The sequence below is a fragment of the Plantibacter sp. MCCC 1A11337 genome (genome assembly GCF_013349365.1).
Classification (GTDB): Bacteria; Actinomycetota; Actinomycetes; order Actinomycetales; family Microbacteriaceae; genus Plantibacter; species Plantibacter flavus_A.
Map to the genome: position 1 here is coordinate 318,691 of NZ_JABJWX010000005.1, position 19,069 is coordinate 337,759.

The 19,069-nt window shown below is 70.2% G+C and carries 15 protein-coding genes; 12 read left to right on the forward strand and 3 right to left on the reverse strand.

Annotated features, from left to right (window positions below; all coding sequences use genetic code 11):
* The first annotated feature begins 79 nt into the window (after positions 1–79).
* From HOW07_RS18060 to HOW07_RS18095, 8 genes are all read left to right on the forward strand, one after another.
* Positions 80–922, forward strand: coding sequence for a carbohydrate ABC transporter permease (locus HOW07_RS18060; protein WP_064294955.1), 843 nt, complete (start codon positions 80–82; stop codon positions 920–922).
* Positions 919–2,583: a glycoside hydrolase family 3 protein gene (locus tag HOW07_RS19200; RefSeq protein WP_217485400.1), complete on the forward strand. Its 1,665-nt coding sequence runs from the start codon at positions 919–921 to the stop codon at positions 2,581–2,583. Before HOW07_RS18060 ends, HOW07_RS19200 begins: the two co-directional genes overlap by 4 nt.
* Positions 2,580–3,521 carry an N-acetylglucosamine kinase gene (locus tag HOW07_RS18070; RefSeq protein WP_121292085.1) on the forward strand — a complete coding sequence of 314 codons (942 nt, stop codon included), beginning with the start codon at positions 2,580–2,582 and terminating at the stop codon, positions 3,519–3,521. Before HOW07_RS19200 ends, HOW07_RS18070 begins: the two co-directional genes overlap by 4 nt.
* On the forward strand, positions 3,505–4,518 hold the full coding sequence (gene murQ / locus HOW07_RS18075) for an N-acetylmuramic acid 6-phosphate etherase (protein WP_079003613.1): 1,014 nt from the start codon (positions 3,505–3,507) through the stop codon (positions 4,516–4,518). Before HOW07_RS18070 ends, murQ begins: the two co-directional genes overlap by 17 nt.
* A complete protein-coding gene (locus HOW07_RS18080) occupies positions 4,508–5,377 on the forward strand; it encodes a MurR/RpiR family transcriptional regulator (RefSeq protein ID WP_064294930.1) in 870 nt (289 codons plus the stop codon). The genes murQ and HOW07_RS18080 overlap by 11 nt, the downstream gene beginning before the upstream one ends.
* A 104-nt stretch (positions 5,378–5,481) precedes the next feature.
* Entirely contained in the window at positions 5,482–6,462 is a 981-nt protein-coding gene (locus HOW07_RS18085) for a hypothetical protein (protein WP_175118106.1), read from the forward strand.
* Between the two features lie 160 nt (positions 6,463–6,622).
* Positions 6,623–8,623, forward strand: a complete 2,001-nt coding sequence (locus HOW07_RS18090; RefSeq protein WP_175118108.1) for an AarF/ABC1/UbiB kinase family protein — start codon at positions 6,623–6,625, stop codon at positions 8,621–8,623.
* Between the two features lie 40 nt (positions 8,624–8,663).
* Positions 8,664–9,911, forward strand: coding sequence for an APC family permease (locus HOW07_RS18095; protein ID WP_175118109.1), 1,248 nt, complete (start codon positions 8,664–8,666; stop codon positions 9,909–9,911).
* Between the two features lie 126 nt (positions 9,912–10,037).
* On the opposite strand, the gene HOW07_RS18100 is transcribed toward HOW07_RS18095, so the two are convergent.
* Positions 10,038–10,688: a GntR family transcriptional regulator gene (locus HOW07_RS18100; RefSeq protein WP_064294938.1), complete on the reverse strand. Its 651-nt coding sequence runs from the start codon at positions 10,686–10,688 to the stop codon at positions 10,038–10,040.
* Between the two features lie 242 nt (positions 10,689–10,930).
* Here HOW07_RS18100 and HOW07_RS18105 point away from each other — a divergent pair, with 242 nt between their 5' ends.
* From HOW07_RS18105 to HOW07_RS18115, 3 genes are all read left to right on the forward strand, one after another.
* Positions 10,931–13,318, forward strand: a complete 2,388-nt coding sequence (locus tag HOW07_RS18105; RefSeq protein WP_175118111.1) for an immunoglobulin-like domain-containing protein — start codon at positions 10,931–10,933, stop codon at positions 13,316–13,318.
* Between the two features lie 116 nt (positions 13,319–13,434).
* The gene (locus tag HOW07_RS18110; protein ID WP_121292073.1) at positions 13,435–14,100 is read left to right on the forward strand and encodes a hypothetical protein; all 666 of its coding nucleotides are present in this window, start codon (positions 13,435–13,437) and stop codon (positions 14,098–14,100) included.
* A 180-nt stretch (positions 14,101–14,280) separates the two neighbouring features.
* Entirely contained in the window at positions 14,281–16,527 is a 2,247-nt protein-coding gene (locus tag HOW07_RS18115; RefSeq protein WP_175118114.1) for a leucine-rich repeat domain-containing protein, read from the forward strand.
* 117 nt (positions 16,528–16,644) lie between these two features.
* Here HOW07_RS18115 and HOW07_RS18120 read toward each other — a convergent pair whose 3' ends face one another.
* Entirely contained in the window at positions 16,645–17,247 is a 603-nt protein-coding gene (locus HOW07_RS18120) for a hypothetical protein (protein WP_175118115.1), read from the reverse strand.
* Positions 17,248–17,380: 133 nt separating this feature from the next.
* Positions 17,381–17,716: a nuclear transport factor 2 family protein gene (locus tag HOW07_RS18125; RefSeq protein WP_121292067.1), complete on the reverse strand. Its 336-nt coding sequence runs from the start codon at positions 17,714–17,716 to the stop codon at positions 17,381–17,383.
* A 494-nt stretch (positions 17,717–18,210) separates the two neighbouring features.
* On the opposite strand from HOW07_RS18125, the gene HOW07_RS18130 reads away from it, so the two are divergent.
* The coding region (locus HOW07_RS18130) for a DUF222 domain-containing protein (protein WP_175118117.1) at positions 18,211–19,069 on the forward strand (859 nt) is incomplete at its 3' end.

Here is a 19,069-nt window from a genome sequence, read left to right on the forward strand (position 1 = left end):
CCAGGCTCCGGCCCCCACCGCAGACCGTCGACCGGCTCAGAAGCCGGGCATCGACCGGTCCGCCACGCCGCAGGTCCCGATGCACCGGAAGGCGAGCGGTCGGAAGATCCGCTCGAACACCGTCAAGGCGATCCTCGTCACCCTGCTGCTCGTCTTCACGCTGTTCCCGGCGTACTGGATGCTGTCGAGCGCGTTCGACGCACAGGCGTCGAGCGGCGGACAGTCGTTCTTCCCGAAGGAACTGTCGCTCACGAACTTCCAGTCGGTCCTGACCGACGGCGGCTTCGGCGTCTTCCTCCGCAACTCCGCGATCGTGGCAGCCGCCACCGTGCTCATCTCGGCGGCCGTCGCGCTCCTCGCCTCGGTCGCGGTCGCCCGCTTCCGGTTCAAGTTCCGCACCGCGGTGCTGCTCATGATCCTCGTCGTGCAGATGGTGCCGCTCGAGGCGCTCGTGATCCCGCTGTTCGTGCAGATCCGCGACCTGCAGCTGCTCAACACCCTGCTCGGGCTCATCATCGTGTACGTCGCGCTCGCGCTGCCGTTCGGCATCTGGATGCTCCGCGGCTTCGTCGCGGCGGTGCCGGTGGAGCTCGAAGAGGCGGCCTTCCTCGACGGTGCCAGCTGGTGGCGCATGTTCCGCTCGATCATGCTCCCGCTCGTGGCCCCGGGCCTCGTCGCGACGAGCGTGTTCAGCTTCATCACGGCCTGGAACGAGTTCATCTTCGCGATGACCCTGCTCGGCGGCTCGACGGAGAACTACACGGTCGCCATCGGCCTCAAACAGTTCTTCGGCCTGAACTCCAACGACTGGGGTTCGGTCATGGCGGCGTCGACCATCATCACGATCCCGGTCATGATCTTCTTCATCCTCGTGCAGCGCCGCCTCTCCGGCGGACTGGTGTCCGGAGCGGTGAAGGGATGACCGACCCAGACGTCGCGCGGCTCGTCCGGGGCGTCCTCTGGCCGGGGTTCCTCGGCCGGACCGCCCCGGATTGGCTGCTGCGCGAACTGGACGGCGGCCTCGCGGGCGTCGTGTACTTCGGGCAGAACCTCTCCTCGGACCCGGCGGAGGTCGCGGCGCTGTCGGCCGAACTCCGCGTCCACCGGCCCGAGGTCCTCATCGGCGTCGACGAGGAGGGCGGCAACGTCTCCCGCCTGGAGGCGCAGACGGGTTCCACCCTGCCCGGGCATGCGCAGCTCGGTGCACTCGACGACGTCGAGACGACGCGCGCGGTGGGTGCGGCACTCGCCGAGCGGCTCCACGCGGCCGGGGCGAACGTCGCACTCGCGCCCGTCGCCGACGTGAACACCAACCCCGCGAACCCGGTCATCGGGGTGCGCTCGTTCGGACCCACCGCCGACCTCGTCTCCCGCCACGTCGCCGCGATGGTCGACGGATTGCAGACCGGCGGGGTCGCCGCGTGCGTCAAGCACTACCCCGGACACGGCGACACGGCGAGCGACTCGCACCTGGATCTGCCCCGCATCGACCTGGACCTGGCGGAGCTCGAAGCCGAGCATCTGCCACCGTTCGACGCGGCGATCGCCGCCGGCGTCGCGAGTGTCATGACCGCCCACATCGTCGTCCCGGCGTTCGGTGACGCCCCGGCGACACTCAACCCGATCCCCCTCCGCCGGCTGCGCGAGAGCGGCTTCGACGGTGTCATCATCTCCGATGCACTCGACATGGCCGCCATCCGTTCCACCACCGGCTCCGGACGCGGGGCGGTCCTCGCCCTCCAGGCCGGGGTCGATCTGCTCTGCATCGGCAACCCGTCCAACCTCGGGCCGAAGCAGGGCGCGACGACCGACGAGGACGACTACCTCGAGGTGTTCGAGGCGGTCTGCGCCGCGGTGGCCGACGGTGAGCTCGATCGAGCGATCGTCGAGCGCGCGGCCGCCCGGGTGGCGTGGCTCGCACGGTCCGTCAGCCCTTCGACAGGCTCAGGGACCGGAGAATCGGTCCCCGGGCAGTCGCCGGTCCCCGAGCAGTCACCGGTCCCCGAGCGGTCACCGGTCCCCGAGCGGTCACCGGTCCCTGAGCTTGTCGAAGGGCCCTTCTCCGACGCCATCCGCCGAGTCGTGCGCGTCCGGGGCGAGGTCGCGATCGACGTGTCGGCGATCACCCTCGTCGACCTCCGCGACCGACCGACCTTCGCCGTCGCCTCGGCCCACGATCCGTTCGCCGAATCGCTCGCCGAACGGTTCGCCGTCGCCCGGCTCGCTGCCGGCCCGAGCCTCCGGACACCGGATCCGCTCGCCGAGGCGCCCGCCTCCGACGAGCTGGCCCTGCTGCTCGAGACGGTCCCCGCCGACGACGGCGTCGTCCTCCTCGCGGACCGCCTCGGCGGCGACACCCAGCAGCGGCTCGCGGTGGACCGTGTCGCGCTGGTCCGGCCGGACGCCGTCGTCGTGAGCGTCGGACTGCCGCTCTCCGAGGACGCCGTCCTCCCCCTGCCGGTGATCGACACGCTCGCAGCCTCCCGGGCGTCCGCCGACCGGGTCACCGAACTCCTGTCCGCGGCCTCCGCCGCGGCGCCGACGCACCACCCGCACGACCAGCACCACCGGAACGGATCATGAACCACCTCGCAGCACCCGTCCTCGCCATCGATCTCGGGAAGACCTCCTGCCGCGCCCGCATCACGAGCGGATCCGGCGACGGCCTGACCGTCCTCGCGGAGGCGCGCGGCCACGGGGCACCGGGCCTCGCCGACCACGAGGGCGCGGAGCTGTCGGCCCGCGCAGTCCTCGAAACGGTCGCGCACCTCCCCGCAGACCTTCTCGCCGAGGTGGAGCACGTCGGGATCGGCGCCGCCGGAGTGGAGGCGGCACCGCACGAGGTCGCCGTGTTCACCGCCGAACTGCGCCTGGCGCTCGGTGCGACGATCGCCGTCGTGAACGACGCCCTCGCGGCCCACGCCGGTGCGTTCGCCGGTGGTCCCGGCACGGTGCTCATCGCCGGCACCGGCTCCGTCGTGTTCGACGTCGACGCCGGCGGCTCCGTGAAGCAGATCGACGGTTGGGGTCCCTGGCTCGGAGACGAGGGCAGCGGTCGGTGGATCGGGCAGCAGGGCCTCGAAGCGTGCATGCGTGCCTTCGACGGCCGCGGCCCCGCCACCACCTTGCTCGCCGACGCCGAGGCGCTCATCGGCTCGATCCCCGCGCTCCCCCGCTGGGTCTCGAGCACCGGAGCACCGGCCCGCCAACTCGGCACCTTCGCGCCCACGGTCATCACCCGAGCCGAGGAGGGCGACGCGGTCGCCGCGGACATCGTCGACGCCGCCTGCGCCCATCTGGCTGTCAGCGCCGCCGCTGCCCGCACGGGTGCCGTGTGCGTCGTCGGCGGGATCGCCTCCCACCCCTACGTCGCCGCACATCTCGCGACGGCCCTGCACGAGGTCGGCGTCGACCTCGTCGCACCCCGCGGTGACGCACTCGACGGAGCCAGACTCGTCGCACTCGACACCGCGATCTCCTACGACGGAAGGGTCGTGCGCGACGATGTCCACGCAGCCTGAGGACGCTTCGGCCGCCCACCGTTCGACAGGCTCAGGGACCGGTGAACGCGACACCATCCGCGCCGAGCTCGCCACGCTCTCGACGGAGCAGGTGAACGAACGACACCCCGACCTCGACGCCCTCTCCACCCGGGAACTCGTCACCGCGATGAACGAGGACAACCGTTCCGTCCCCGACGCCATCGCGGCCGTGGAACCCGAGATCGCCGAGGCCGTCGAAGCGATCGTCGAGCGCCTTCGCCGGGGCGGACGACTCGTCTACCTGGGCGCCGGGACCGCCGGACGGATGGGCATCCTCGATGCGAGTGAGGCGCCACCCACGTTCGGGACCGACCCCGGCCTCATCGTCGGGCTCATCGCGGGTGGTCCGGGCGCCATCCAGCAGGCGGTGGAGAACGCCGAGGACCGCGACGACCTCGGTCGAGCGGATCTGGAGTCGCTGTCGATCACCGCGGACGACGCCGTCGTGGGGGTCTCCGCGTCCGGCCGCACGCCCTACGTCCTGGGCGCCCTCGAGTACGCGCGCTCGATCGGTGCGATCACGATCGGCCTGTCGTGCAACGCCGGCTCCCCGCTCGCCCGGGACGCGGACATCGGCATCGAGGCGGTCGTCGGTCCGGAGCTCCTCACGGGATCGACCCGGCTGAAGGCGGGGACGGCGCAGAAGCTCGTGCTGAACATGCTGTCGACGATCACGATGGTGCGGCTCGGGAAGACGTACCGGAACCTCATGGTCGACCTCCTCACCACGAACGAGAAGCTGCGGGCGCGGGCGGAACGCACGGTCATGCTGGCGACCGACGTCGACGCCGCCACGGCCGCGAAGACGCTCGCATCCGTGGACGGCTGGGTGAAGGCCGCTATCCTCGTCCTCGTGACCGGCATCGCCGCAGACGAAGCCGTCGCCCGCCTCCGTGGCGGCGACGGCTCCCTCAGCGCGGCCATCGCAGCGCACGCCGTCGAAGACCCGACGGGGGCCGCACCGGATGTCCACTGACGCGCTGCTCGTGCTCCGCCAGGCGATCCCTCGTCTGAGCGCCGCCGAGACGCGCGTCGCCGAGACCATCATCGGCACCCCCTCGCTCGTCGTCGAGCTGACCATCACCGAACTCGCGAAGGCGTGCGGCACCTCCCAGGCGACCGTCGCGCGGTTCTGCCAGACCATCGGGTACACCGGCTACCGGGAGTTCCGGGTCGCCGTCGCGACCTCCACGAGTCGCGAGCAGGCGGAGCGTGACCGGTTCGAGGTCGACGACGCCGACATCGACCCGGACGACTCGGTCGAGACGGTCGTCGCGAAGGTCGCCTACCAGGAGGTGCAGGCGATCGAGCTCACCGCCCGCTCACTCGACCGCGACGCCCTGGACGCGGTCGTCGACGCCCTCCTCGTCGCCCCACGGATCGACGTCATCGGCTTCGGGTCCTCGAACCTCACGGCGCAGGACCTCCACCAGAAGCTCTACCGGATCGGCATGCCGGCCAACACCTTCGTCGACGCCCACCTCGCACTGCCCTCGGCCGCCCTCCTCGGGCCCGGCGGGGTGGCCATCGGTATCTCGCACTCCGGGCTCACGGTCGAGACCGAGCAGGCGATGCAGCTCGCGCGGGCCGCCGGCGCGACGACCGTGTGCATCACGAACTTCCCCGACTCCCCCATCGCCAGCCGGTGCGACCTCGTCCTCGCGACGCAGGCGAGGGAGAGCCGTTACCGTTCGGGTGCGATGTCGTCGCGCATCGCCCAGCTCGCGCTCGTCGACCTGCTCTTCATCCGGGTCGCCCAACGTCGCTACGACGCCGCTGCCGAGTCCCTCCGCGTCACCTACGAGTCCATCCAGGACCACCGCATCGACACTTGAACGCGCTCTGCGAGAGCGCAGTAGATGCGCTCACATCCGCCCCTGGAGCGCGTCTGCTGCGCTCTCGTGAGACAGTCGTCATGAGACCATCGGGCATGGCTTCCATGGACACTGCACCGCGGATCGGGGACCTCGAGGTCGACGGCGACGCACTCGCCGGCGACGGCACGGCACTCTCGGAGCTGGCGGAGGAACTGGCCTTCGGCATCGAAGAGACCACGACCACCGATGCGCCCTCGGATGGTTGGCGGGTGCTCCGCCGGTTGGAGAGCGGTGCGGTGTATCTCGGTTCGCCGGTCGATGCGGACCATCGGACCTGGCGCCTGGCACAGGTGCATGAGGGAGAGCGGCCTCCGGTGGTGCGCGTGCACCCGGACACCTTGGACGTGCGACCGAGCCGAGCGGAGCGCCGACAGGGATTGGTGCTGCGATGGCCGCGGTTCATCGCGGAGCTGGCCGACCCGAGCGAGCTCGTCATCGACATCGTCAACGCGGGCACCACCAGATGGACGCCCACCGACGAGGGGTTCTTTGCCATCGGCGCACTCACCACTCCAGGCGAGACCGGGTTCTCCTTCGGATGGATGGGTTCCGCGGCGGGCCGCGCCGTCCCGCTCGACCCCGGGGAGTACAACCGCGTCCCGGTGCAGCTGCAACTGCAGTCCGACCCGTCGTCATTGCGGCCCGGCCCCTACGATCTGCACGTCGTGGTCGTCGAACTCGGGCTCCGCCTCGCCGAGCCGCTCCGGGTCGAGCTGACCGCGGAGATGATCGCGCGTCAGGTAGCCAAGCAGAACCGCCACCGGGCCGACCCCGCGAGCGAGCGCCGAGCCTTCGAACGACAGATCGAAGCAGAGCAGCTGCGAGTCGGCGCCCGCCGGTCCTGGCCCGAGATCGCCGAGGTGGTCGGGAGCGCAGTGTCGGACGACGAGGCGTTGGAGCGCATCGCAGCCGTCCTGGACTGTGAGCCGGAGCAAGCGACGTCCGTGTACGACTCCTCACTGCGCGCGATGGTCAGGGCGGACGCCGACCGACGTGACGAGCAACTGCAGGAACTCATCCGCCGTCGCGACGCCGTCGGGTGACGGCCCGCCCTCCGAGAGCGCAGAAGATGCTCACTGCGACCGCGTTTGAGAGCGTCTTGTGCGCTCTCGGTGAGCGCATCAGCGCTCGCGCTCGCTCAGCCGGGCCGGATACGCTGGCGAGCGGGGCGAGACGACCGCTCGACCTACGAGGGGATGCCGGATGCTGACTGACGCACTCACCATCGTGCTGGCGGTCGTGTCGGCGCTGCTCCTCGGGTTCGCCGCCCGACGCGTGCTCGATGCCCCGGTGGGTTGGCCACGCAGCATCCTGGTCGGGCTCGTCGTGTTCTTCACCGGCCCACCGTTCGTGAACTGGCTGCTGCAACAGACCGGCCTGGTCCAGCCCGGTGAGGCCGGGGACGCTCGGGCGGCCTTCGCGGCGATCGCCGTCGCCCTCCTCGCGATCGGCTGGATCTTCGCCCTCGGGCTCGGTGTCCTCGTCGCCATCGAGGTCATCATCCCGACCCGGCCGCTGATGAACCCGATCGACGTCGTCCGCTCCGCGATCAGACGACGGCGACGGACGAGGCGATACCTGCAGATCCTCGCCATCGCATCCCGACACGGCGCGGGCTGGCTCGTGCACGGCCGATCCCGCGTCCAGCTCGAACTCACCACGAGCGAGCAGCGTGCCAACGCGATCATCGCCACGATCAACGACTCCGGCGTCACCTTCGTGAAGCTCGGACAAGTGCTCTCCACGAGACGGGACCTCGTGCCCGAGCCGTACCTCAGCGCCCTCGCGTCCCTGCAGTCCGAGGCGACCACCCTCCCATGGCACGAGGTCCAGGTCGTCATCGAGACCGAACTCGGCGCACCGATCGACACCGTGTTCGCGTCGATCGACTCCGAGCCGCTCGCGGCCGCGTCCGTCGCCCAGGTGCACACCGCCGAGCTGCTCGACGGCACCCCCGTGGTCGTGAAGGTCCAGCGACCGGCCGCCCGCGTGCAGGTCGAGGCAGACGCCGACATCGTCGTCCGCCTCGCCGAGCGCGCCGAGACGCACACCAAGTTCGGGCAGGACCTCCGCCTCGCCTCCGTGGCGCGGGCCTTCACCTCGACGCTGCTTGAAGAACTCGACTACCGGATCGAAGCCCGCAACGTGGAGATGATCCGCAGCACCTTGAAGCGTCGCGATGAGCGCGACGAAGGTGTCCGGATCACGGTCCCACGCGTCTATCCGGCGGCCTCCGGCGCCCGCCTGCTCACCATGGACCTCGTCGACGGGCTACCGCTCAGTCGAGCGCGGGACCGCATCGCGACCATCCCCAAGGAGGAACGCGAGACCCTCGCGACCGGCCTCATGGAGGTCGTGCTCGAACAGATCCTCGTGCACGGGGTCTTCCACGCCGACCTCCACCCGGGCAACGTCATCCTCCGCGAGGACGGATCGCTCGGGCTGATCGACTTCGGGGCCGTCGGCGTCATCGAGCGCAGCCAGCGGCAACGACTCACCGCGGTGATGCTTGCGACCGTCAGCGAGGACGACATCGCGGCGACCGACGCCCTCCTGCTCATCGTGGACCTGCCCGAGGACGCCGACCTCGACGCCCTGCGCCACGACGTGGGCATCGTCATCACGACCGAACGTCACCGCCCGGGTGGCGACGGCTCGATCTTCAGCCGACTCCTCGACGTCATCCGGCAGCACCACATCGCGCTCCCCGGCGACCTCGCCGCCGCGTTCCGCAGTTTCGCGACCCTCGAAGGGTGCCTCAAAGCGCTCGACCCCGACTTCGACATGTTCGAACAGGCCCTCCCGATGGTCCCGCGTCTGCTCCGCCGCTCGCAGTCCATCCGGCAGACGGCGGTCACCCTGCAGGCGCAGGCCGCCGTCACCGCCGCCTTGGCCCGCAACCTCCCGCGCCGACTCGACTCGCTGCTGTCCGGCCTCGAGGACGGGACGGTCGGCGTGACGCTGAAGGGCTTCGCCGATGAACCGGCGAAGGGGCTCGTGGAGGGTGTGACCGCGGAGATCGTGGGAACCCTGATCTCGATCGCCGCCCTCGTGATCGCCGTCGTCCTCGTCGTCACCGGTGCCGGCCCGGTCCTCCCCGGCGGCCTCCGGGTGTTCGACCTGATCGCGGCGTTCATCGGGTTCCTCGGCTTCCTGGGCCTGTTGCGCGTGCTGCGGCAGACCGTCGTCCGCCGAGGTCGGTGACCGGACCCCGCTGTTCACCTGACGGCACTACCGTGATCGGGTGAGCGATCCCCGACTGCAGCGACGCCTGGGCACGAGCGCCGCGGTGTTCATCGGCCTGGGGTCGATGATGGGCGCCGGCGTCTTCGCGGTGTTCCAGCCGGCGGCGGAGGTCGCCGGCGCAGGACTCCTCATCGGGCTCATGATCGCCGCGGTCGTCGCCTGCTGCAACGCGATGTCCTCCGCGCAACTCGCCGCACAACTCCCCTCGGCCGGCGGCACCTACCTGTACGGCCGCGAACTCATCGGGCCGTGGTGGGGCTTCGCCGCCGGATGGAGCTTCGTGGTGGGCAAGACGGCGAGCGCCGCAGCCATGGCGGTCGCCTTCGCCGCGTACGCTGCACCGGCCGAGTGGAGTCGTCCGGTCGCCGCGCTCGCGGTCGCCCTCGTGGTCGTGACCAACTGCCTCGGGGTCACCCGCACCGCGACCGCGACCCGGGTGATCGTGGTGGCCGTCCTCCTGGTCCTCGCCGTGGTCGTCGGCTCAGGCCTCGTCGGACCGGACGCCGGTTCGACGGGGCTCGCGTCGCTCGGGTTCGACGCCGGCCCGCTCGCCGTGCTGCAGTCCGCGGGGTTGCTGTTCTTCGCTTTCGCCGGGTATGCGCGGATCGCGACCCTCGGCGAGGAGGTCCGCGACCCGGCCAAGACGATCCCGCGCGCCATCGGGATCGCGTTCGCCGTCGCGGTGATCGTCTACGCGGCCGTCGCGGTCGTGTCGCTGCTCACGCTCGGCGCAGACGGTCTCGCGTCCAGTGCGCGCCCCTTGGCCGCGGTGGTGGAGACGAACGGGTGGCCCTGGGCTGCGACGCTGGTGCGACTCGGTGCGGCGGCGGCCTGTCTGGGGGCGCTCCTCGCCGTGTTCGCAGGCATCGGACGGACCGCCTTCGCGATGGCGAGGACCGGCGACCTGCCCCGGGTGCTCGACGCGGTGCACCCGCGCTTCGCGACCCCCTACCGGGCGGAGCTGCTCGTCGGCGCGGTCGTCATCGTCCTCGTCCTGCTCATCGACCTCCGGAGCGCGATCGGGTTCTCCTCGTTCGGCGTGTTGCTCTACTACGTGGTCGCCAACGTCGCGGCGTTCCGCCAGACGCGCGAGCACCGACGGTACCCTCGCGCGGTCAGTGTGTTCGGCGCCGTCGGTTGCGTCGTCCTCATGTTCACGCTGCCGCCGACGTCGGTGCTCGTGGGCGGCGGCGTCGTCCTCGTCGGGTTCGCCGGGCGGGCGGTGGCACTTCGACAGGCTCAGTGACCGGAATTCGGCTCAGTGACCGAAGTTCGGCTCAGTGACCGGAGGTCGGCTCAGTGACCGGACGCTGGTCCCTGCCCTTCGACAAGCTCAGGATCCGCCTGTCGGAGGGTGGCCGACGAAAGGGGGCTACAGCTGCGTGGAGAGGCGGAAGATGTTCTCGACCGCCAGTTCGGCGGCGATCGCGTCACCGGCCTCGACCGCCTCACGGAGCTCCGGATAGCCCTGCTCCTTGGCCGCCCAGTCCGTGTTCTCCTCGGTGCGGGTCGCGGAGGACCGGTAGGTGAGGCCGTCGATGATGTCCTTCGTCGCCGCGACGAGCGTGGCGTTCGGGCATGCGGCGATGAACGCATCGAAGAGCTCCCAACTGAGTCGCCCGTGCTCGGCCATGTCTCGCTGCTCGACGACCACGATCACCTGGTTGATCGCGCGGACGAGCGCCTTCTTCTGCGTCGCGCCGAGACCGGGCACGGTGACGCGGACGACACCGCCGAGCATCGCGCCCAGCGTCTGCATGACCTCGGTGCGCTGTGCCGGGTCGGGCAGGGCGACGCGGGTGTACCGCTGTGCGGCCATCTCGATGAGGCCGACGCGGGCGAGGTCGTTGAGGGCCTCGCGGATCGGCGTGCGGGAGATCCCGAGCCACGACTGGAGTTCGCCGTCGTTGAGGTGCTCACCTGGCTCGAGGGTGCCGTCGAAGATGGCCGTGCGGATGCGTTCGACCGCGACCTCGCGAAGTGACCGACGCTCGACGGGCGGGTTGGCTGAGGGCACGGGCATGCGGGATCTCCTTCGTCGGCGAATGCTATGCCATCAGCGTACCGAATATCAGCGGATCCACCCGGGGTTGACGGCAGAGTCGACGACGTCTGACGGTCGGGGTCACCGCGCGGTCACCGCAGGGTCGCCCGCCCGCAACCGCGCATTCATCCGGTCTCCGTACCGTGATCGGCTGCCGAGCGTTGCGATTCGCTCGGCGGTGCGGGCGATGCCTGCACCTCGGAAGAACACTGGAGATCTGCGTGAACGACATCATCGGCGCGACTGACACGCGCCACCGCTCGCGACACCGCGCGACGCGACTCGCCGGCGGCACCCTCGGAGCGCTCGTGCTCCTCGTGGGCGTCGGCACCACCGCCGCCGCCCCGGCGCAGGCGGCCTCGTACCCCGACACCTTCCTCGACACCGCGTCGACCGTCTGGAGCTACTCCGACGACGCGAGCGACCCGGCCGCCGGTTCCGCCGATCGCCTGGTCTGGACGCAGGGCGGCTTCGACGACAGCGCATGGAAGACCGCGAACGGCAGCTTCGGCGCGAAGAACGGTCGCGCGACCGGCATCGGCCCGTACACCGCGAAGACCCTGCTCAACCAGTACATCGACGGCAGCGCGGCACCCGATGTGCCGACGTATCATTTCCGTTCGGACTTCGAGTTGACCGGTGAGCAGCTCGACGGACTCGACAGCCTCCAAGGCAGCATCGTGTACGACGACGCCGTGCAGGTCTTCGTGAACGGCACCAAGGTCGCCGGCTTCGTCGACGAGCAGGTCGAGGCGGCGCCGGAGGCGTCACGAAACCAGATGTACGCCGGCGCCAGCAACGGCGATCCGCTCACCTCCACGTTCACCGTCCCGGCGAGCGCACTCGTCGCCGGCGAGAACACCGTCGCGGTCGCGCTCTACCAGGATCGGGCCACGAGCTCGGACATCTACTTCGACCTGACCTCACTCGCCCCGGTCGCAGCCGACGAACCCGTGTCGATCTCCGACGTCGTCCTCACGATCGGCGCCGATGAGAGCGAACGCGGCATCACCTGGTACAGCGATCGCGATGTCGCCCAGGTCGCTCAGGTCGCGCCGGCGTCCGCGATGACCGGTGACGCCTTCCCCGAGGCGTCGGCGGTGAACGTGCCGGGTGTCGGCGGCGTCACGACGAGTGGTGAGTTCAACCGCTTCGCGACGATCACGGGACTCGCCGAGAGCACCGGTTACGTCTACCGGGTCGGCAGTGACGACAACGGCTGGTCGGAGGTCTCGGCGTTCACGACCAAGTCCTTCTCCGGCGACTACGACTTCCTCTTCGTCGGAGACCCGCAGATCGGAGCCTCCGGGAACGTGGCGAGCGACCAGGCCGGCTGGGCCGACACCCTGGACGTCGCACAGGCCGCCTACCCCGATGCGGAACTGCTGTTCTCAGCGGGTGACCAGGTCGAGCGCGCCGGCAACGAGGACCACTACAACGCCTTCCTCGCCCCCGAGCAGCTCCGCACCATGCCGCTCGTGCCCGTCAACGGCAACCACGACGTCGGCTCGAAGGCCTACGAGCAGCACTACAACGTGCCGAACCTGGACCCCACCGCCGGCGCGGCGACCTCCGGTACCTCCTCGGGCGGCGACTACTGGTTCTCCTACAAGGACGTCCTGTTCATGGTGATCAATTCGAACAGCAGCGACTACGACTCGCACGCCGCGTTCCTCGAGCAGGTCGTCGCCGAGCAGGGTGCGTCCGCGAAGTGGAAGGTGCTCGCGTTCCACCACTCGATCTACTCGGTGGCGGCGCACACGAACGACACGCAGATCGTGGACATGCGGGCGAAGCTGCCGTCGATCATCTCCGACCTCGGCGTCGACCTCGTCCTCCAGGGACACGACCACAGCTACACGCGCAGCTACCTCATCAAGGACGGCGAGCTCGCGAACCCGGACGAGACCGCCGCACAGGGCACCGTCACCGCGGGCCCAGGCGAGGTCCTCTACGTCACCGCCAACTCCGCGAGCGGGTCGAAGTACTACGACGTCAAGGCGCCCGACGCCTGGTTCGCCTCGGTCATCAACCAGGAGTACACGCGCAACTACTCGAACATCCGGGTGACCGACGACTCCATCACGATCACGACGCTCCGGAGCGAGGCCAACAGTGCGGCCCGGGCGGCGGTGAACAGCGTCGTGGACGAGGTGACCCTGCAGCGCGAGGACACCGTCGCGCCGCAGCTCGTGCTGCCTGAGACCGAGACCACGGTGGAGCAGGGCGCTGCGTTCGACGCGCTCGCCGGCGTCACGGCGACGGATGCGCGCGACGGCGACCTGACCGCGGCGATCACCGTCTCAGGATCGGTCGACACGATGACGCCGGGCGCCTACGCCCTGAGCTACGCGGTGTCCGACGCCGCCGGCAACACGGCGACGGCGAGCCGCTCGGTCACGGTCACCGCTGCCCCCGCCGTTCCCGGCACACCGGGCGCCGGCAGCGGGACGGGTCCAGGATCCCCGACGCCGGTCGCGTCCGGCTCCGACCCGCTCGCGAACACGGGCGCGGAGATCGGCGGGATCGTCGCGATCGCGTTCATGCTCCTGTTGGGCGGCGCGCTGACGCTGCTGCAGCGTCGGGCCCGCGCGCGTCGCGAGGGCTGACCTCGGGCGGGTGCCCCGTCGTCCATGGTCGTCCGCGACCCGACGGCGGGGCACCTCTGCTTCCGCGTCCGGCCCCGGTCGGTCATCTCGTCATCGCCTGCACGATCGGATCCCACATGTCGTCCACCCGCACGCGCCCATCGCGCGTCGCCCGCTTCCACTCCGCAGCCGTCTTCGCGCTCGCACTCGCACTGACCGGGTGCTCCGGAACCGGTGGAACCGACGGGGTCCTGACGGCGCCGACCGGTCGGACCGACGCTGCGCCGTCGGTGCCGGGCGCGACGAGCACGCCCGAGCCCGCCTCATGGGCCGACGCCGTCGCACCGGAGGGGTTCACGGTCGCCGTCGTGACCGCAGTACCCCAGGGCACCGACCCCGAGATCGACGCCGCGGTGGACGCCATCGGCGCGCGAACCGGCGCGGCCGTCAGCAGGACGATGGTGCCTCCCGGTGGCGCCGACACGGGAGATCCCCTCACGGACGTGCTCGCCGGCTCCCCCGACCTCGTGGTCGTGCTCGGCCTGGAGCTGCTCGACGTCGCCGACCGCTCCTCGGCGTCCAATCTCGGGCAGCAGTTCCTCATCATCGGCGCACAATTGCCGGAGCCGACGGCGAACGTCACCGCGGTGGTCTGGCCGGGTGCGACCGCGCGACGTGCCGACGAGCCACGCGCGGTGCCGAACGGCTTGCCGGGGGTCGCCGCGCATGCGGGCGACGCCATCCAGGCGGGCCTCGCGGCACTGATCGCCGACACGACGGGCGGGGTGATCGTCCTCCCGTGAGCAGGTGGGACGGGGGAGGGTGGCGACCATCGTCGCACAAGACATGCACACTGAACATATCTCTCATATCAGACTGATATACTGATCCTTTATCGTGAGCTGAGCTCCGTTCGCCGGAAGTCCGTCCGCGCCGTGGCGAGAGCCATGGTCTTCGACCAGCTCCCCCATCGAAGGAATCTCATGACCCCTCCCTCAGTCGTCCAACCCGACCCAGGCGTCGGTGCCGCTCCGCCGCGGAGACGGGCGCCCGTGCTCCGCTCCATCGCCGCGCTGGCGATCGGCGCCGTCGCGGCGATCGCCAATGCCACGCCAGCGCATGCCGCAGACGTCACGTTCGCCGATGCCAACCTCAACTACTGCGTCCAACAGGCGCTCGGGCTCCCATCCGGGACGCCCATATCCGAGGAGCAGGCTGCCACGGTGACCACACTCCGCTGCGGCACGACCGTCCAGTCGCTTGTCGGCATCGAGTCACTCACCAACCTCACGTCACTCTCACTCACCCGCGCACCGCTCTCCGCCGGCGTCGAGCCGCTCGCGTCCCTCGCATCGCTCACGAGCCTGTCGCTCACCGGAGCATCGAGTCTCGACCTCTCGGTCATCGCCGGGATGACGCAGCTCACATCGCTCAACATCCAGTCCTCGCCACTGACCGAGCTGTCGCCGCTCGCCTCGATGGTGAACCTCACGAGCCTCGGACTCAACGACGTCGGAGCCAGCGATCTGAGCCCCCTCAGCGGTCTTTCCGGCTTGGAGGCCCTCTCCGTCAAGGGGAACCGGCTGACCACGCTGGCACCGCTGTCGACACTCACCGCACTGCACTCACTCGAGGCGGCGTCCAACCAGATCTCCGACGTCTCGCCGGTGGCGAGCTTGACGAGACTGCAGCACCTGAACCTGCTCTCCAACCAGATCGAGGACGTCACGCCGATCCAAGGCCTCACGAACCTCCGCACCCTGAACCTGCAACTCAACCGCGTGTCCGACGCCGGCCCGTTGAGCACCCTGACGAGGTTGACCTCCCTGGCGCTCGACGACAACCGGATCACCGACCTCTCGCCCTTCATCCCGCTCACCGCGCTCCAGGTGCTCACGATCAACGACAACCTGATCGAGGACGTCACGCCGCTCCGCGAACTGGTCCACATCGAGACCCTCGAGTTGTCCGGGAACCGCATCTCCTCCATCGCACCGCTCGCCGGCCTGGTCGCGACGAACTACGTCCGCCTGGACCGCCAGGTGATCACGCTCCCCGAGATCGCCGTCGGCGCACCACAGGAGAACCCGATCCGGTCACTCGACGGAACCCCGGCGCCCGTCACCTCGGCCACCGCGCAGTACGACTCCGCGAGCAACACCTGGACGTTCGCAGCGGTCGGCAACAACTCCCTCGCATGGACGGTCCGCGACCTCGGCATCGGCTCGTACTCCGCATTCTCGGGGCGGATCACCCAGCGCTCGGTCGCGACGGTCGGGTCGCTCGAACTCGAGCAGTCCATGGCGCTCGAGGAGACCGGCACCCACCCCGCGCCCGGCGACACGGTGACGCACACGTACACCCTCCGGAACACCGGCACGGCGACGGTCTCCGACGTCTCGATCACCGACACCACTCCCGGCCTCTCCGGATTCAGCTTCGACTGGCCCGCGGCCGAGCGCGTCCTCGCGCCGGGACAGGTCGCGACGGCGACGGCGACGAGCACGCTGACGCAGACCGACATCGATGCCATGCGCCTCGACAGCTCCGCCACCGCCACTGGAGCCGCGGCGACCTCGCCGGTGGTCTCGAACGAAGCGGCAGCCACCCTCCCGATCGACGGACTGAACGAGATCAGTGTGGCCATCACGGCGGACACCACGTCCGTCGGCGAACCGGCGGCGGTCGGAGACCCCATCGGCTACGCCATCATCGCGGCGAACACCGGCACGCGGACCCTCACCGGCACCGCGATCACCGCGTCGCTCCCGGAACTCTCCGAGTTCGTCGTCGAGTGGCCGGGCGCAGCGGGCGTCCTCGCTCCGGGTGAGCAGGTCCGCGTCACGACCGGGTACGCCATCACGGCGGCGGACATCGAGCTCGGGTCGGTCACGAACGTGGCGACCGCGCGCGGGACCGGTCCTGACGGCGTCGACGTCGACAGCAGCGCCTCCGTGTCCGCCGAGCTGAGCAGCACGATCGTCACGCCGGACCCGGACCCGACCCCGGATCCCACACCGACCCCGGAGCCCTCCCAGTCGCCCGCTCCGGGAACGGTCGCCCCGGCACCCGGTGCGACCACCGGTGACCTCGCGAAGACCGGCTTCGAAAGCGGCGCGCTCACCGGACTCACCCTCGGTGCACTGCTCCTGTTCGGTGTCGGCGCCGCGGTGCTCGCGGAGACGCGCCGGCGGTCGCGAGCCGCAGCAGTCGCTGAGCGGAACGCGTAGACGCATCAGCTGGTGCAGCGGAGGGCGGGTTGTCGACAACCCGCCCTCCGCTGTGTTCCCGGAGCGACTCCGCTCGTCGGCTTGATCGCCGAACGGCCGCCCAAGCTCGAATCCCGATCAGGCCTTCGGGATGAGCGGGATGATGTCGCGGCTCGGCGGAACGACCTCGCCGCTCTTGCTGCCGCCGATGACCTTGCCCTCCGGGCGGTCGTAGACGAGGTCGAACTCGGTCTCATCAGTGCGCACCCAGGCGCCGATCCAGCCGGTCGCCGTCTCACCGGCCGGTGTCGCCTGCAGGAGTGAGTACCCGGCCGACGCCATGGGAGCCTTCAGCTCTTCGGGCGTTCCGAGGCCGAGCGTGACGTAGTCGAGGTTGACGGCACGGGTGGTGACGGAGACCCGGTACGGGAAGACGCTGCCGCCGTACTCGTCGCCGGCTTCGAGCCGGACCTGGACGAGCATCGGACGCAGGCCGTCGGTGGTGCCTGCAGGCGCCGGGAAGTCGTCGACGATCGCGAGGGCGGTCACCGTGGTGCCGTCGACATCGTCGGTGAGGGTGTGCTCCTGCAGCGGAGTGCTCGGTGGCTGCGACACGGACGGCGTCGGCGAGGCGGAGGATCGGTCCGCATCCGACAAGGAGCCGGTGGAGCAACCGGCGAGGGCGAGGGCGGCGACCGCGAATGCTGCGGCCAGGGTCGTTCGACGAGAACTGATGCGCATGACTCAATCCTGTCAGACACGCCCAGGTGCGATCCGTCGCCGGATGGTCGGGCGCGGGCGACGCGGGCGCTCGGAACGGCCATGTGGCGTTGCAGTCCCGTGCGACCGCGATGCACGCGTTCGATCCAGCCCCTCAGACAGCGCCACCGAAATAGACCTCGACCTCCTGGACGGTTCCGTCCACGACACGAGTCGCTTCCAGGTTGCGGTACCTCTTCCCTTGCACGACGTACTCGTAGCGGTGGAGGACGATGTCGTCGGTCTCGACGATCTGGAGCGTCACGCCCGGGGTGTCGAAATGGTCGGCGGTCGGGAAGCAACGCTCGAGCCAGGTCGCTCGGTCGAGGTGGTCGTCCTGCGGGCTGGTGAAGACGAAGTCCGCATGCATGAGCGCCTCGGCAGCATCCCGATCCTGCTCGCGGAACGCCCGCATGAACGCCAGAACCGTGTCGATCGCCGATGAACGCATGCGGTGATCCTACGCGCGGGCATGGCGCTGCGGTTGGGGAAGATGTCCGCGTGGGCCCTTCGACCCTTTCAGGGACCGGCTGCCGGCGTTTCGACCCCTGCGCCGGTCGCGGGGCCCGCTTGAACCTCCCGCGACGCTCTTCGATCGCCGAGGAGACTCGGTCCCTGAGCTTGTCGAAGGGCCAACGAGCAACCTCCCCCGCCGCACCTCGACCGCCGAGGGCGCCCGTTCCCTGAGTGTGTCGAAGGGCACCCCGATGGGTCTTCCCGAACCGCGCCTCAACAACACGGGAACCCGTTCCCTGAGTCTGTCGAGGGGCCTCCCGCGAGCAACCTTCCCCACCAGACCGCGACCGGTTCGGCGACCGCATCACCGCTGCTCCCTGAGCCTGTCGAAGGGCACCCCGAGCAAGCATCAACTGTGGGATAAATACGCTGATTAGCGGCTGATTCCGCATCCGTTCCAATGTCAGTGGTCCGTGTTTGGATGGACCCATGACCAGCACCGCACCGAACCCCCTCGCCGCCGCCGCGGTCGGGTTCGATGCGGTCTGGCAGAGCGCGCTCGACGCGATCCGTCCAGGCTCCGGTGTCGCGGAGCAGCTCGAGAACATGAACGACGAGGCGATCCTCCGCGTCCTCGACGAACTCGGCGCCGTGCAGCATGCGGTCGAGGTCCTCGCCGCCCACGTCACCGGCGCGATCGCGTTGCGCCCGTCACCTTCCCGCCGCGACGGCACCCTGGTGCGCGCCGCCGGTTACGCCAACCCGGGTGTCATGGTGTCCGAGCGGTGGCGGGTGGCGCGCGCCCGCGGCGCGGCGATCGCGGAGGTCGGTGCCGCCATCACGCAGCCCCGCGGGCTGCTCGGCGAGCTGGAGGAATGCCCGTTCCCCGCAGTCGCGGCAGCACTCGAACCGACCCACGATCTCGACGCCACAACCGAAGCAACCGCCGACCCACACTCCGCCATGGCGGAAGATGACCCGCACGACCACGGCGCCCTCGGCAGCCCACGCTCACCCCTCAGCGTCGACGGTGCCGCGGTCATCGTCCGCGAGCTCCGCAACGCCGGCCGCATCTGCACCAGAGGCGAACTCGAGACGGCGTCGGTCATCGCCATCGAGCACGCCGCCCACGCGCCCCTGCAGGACGTCACCCGCATCGCCAAACTCGTCCGCACCCGCCTCGACCAAGACGGCCGCGAACCCCGCGACGAACTCCTCCGCCGAGCCGAACGCTGCACCATCCACGAACTCCCCACCGGCATGACCCTCCTCCGCGCCGAACTCGCCCCCGAAAGCGCCGCCTTCATCCGCGCCGGCCTCGACGCCCTCATCGGCGCCACCACCCGCA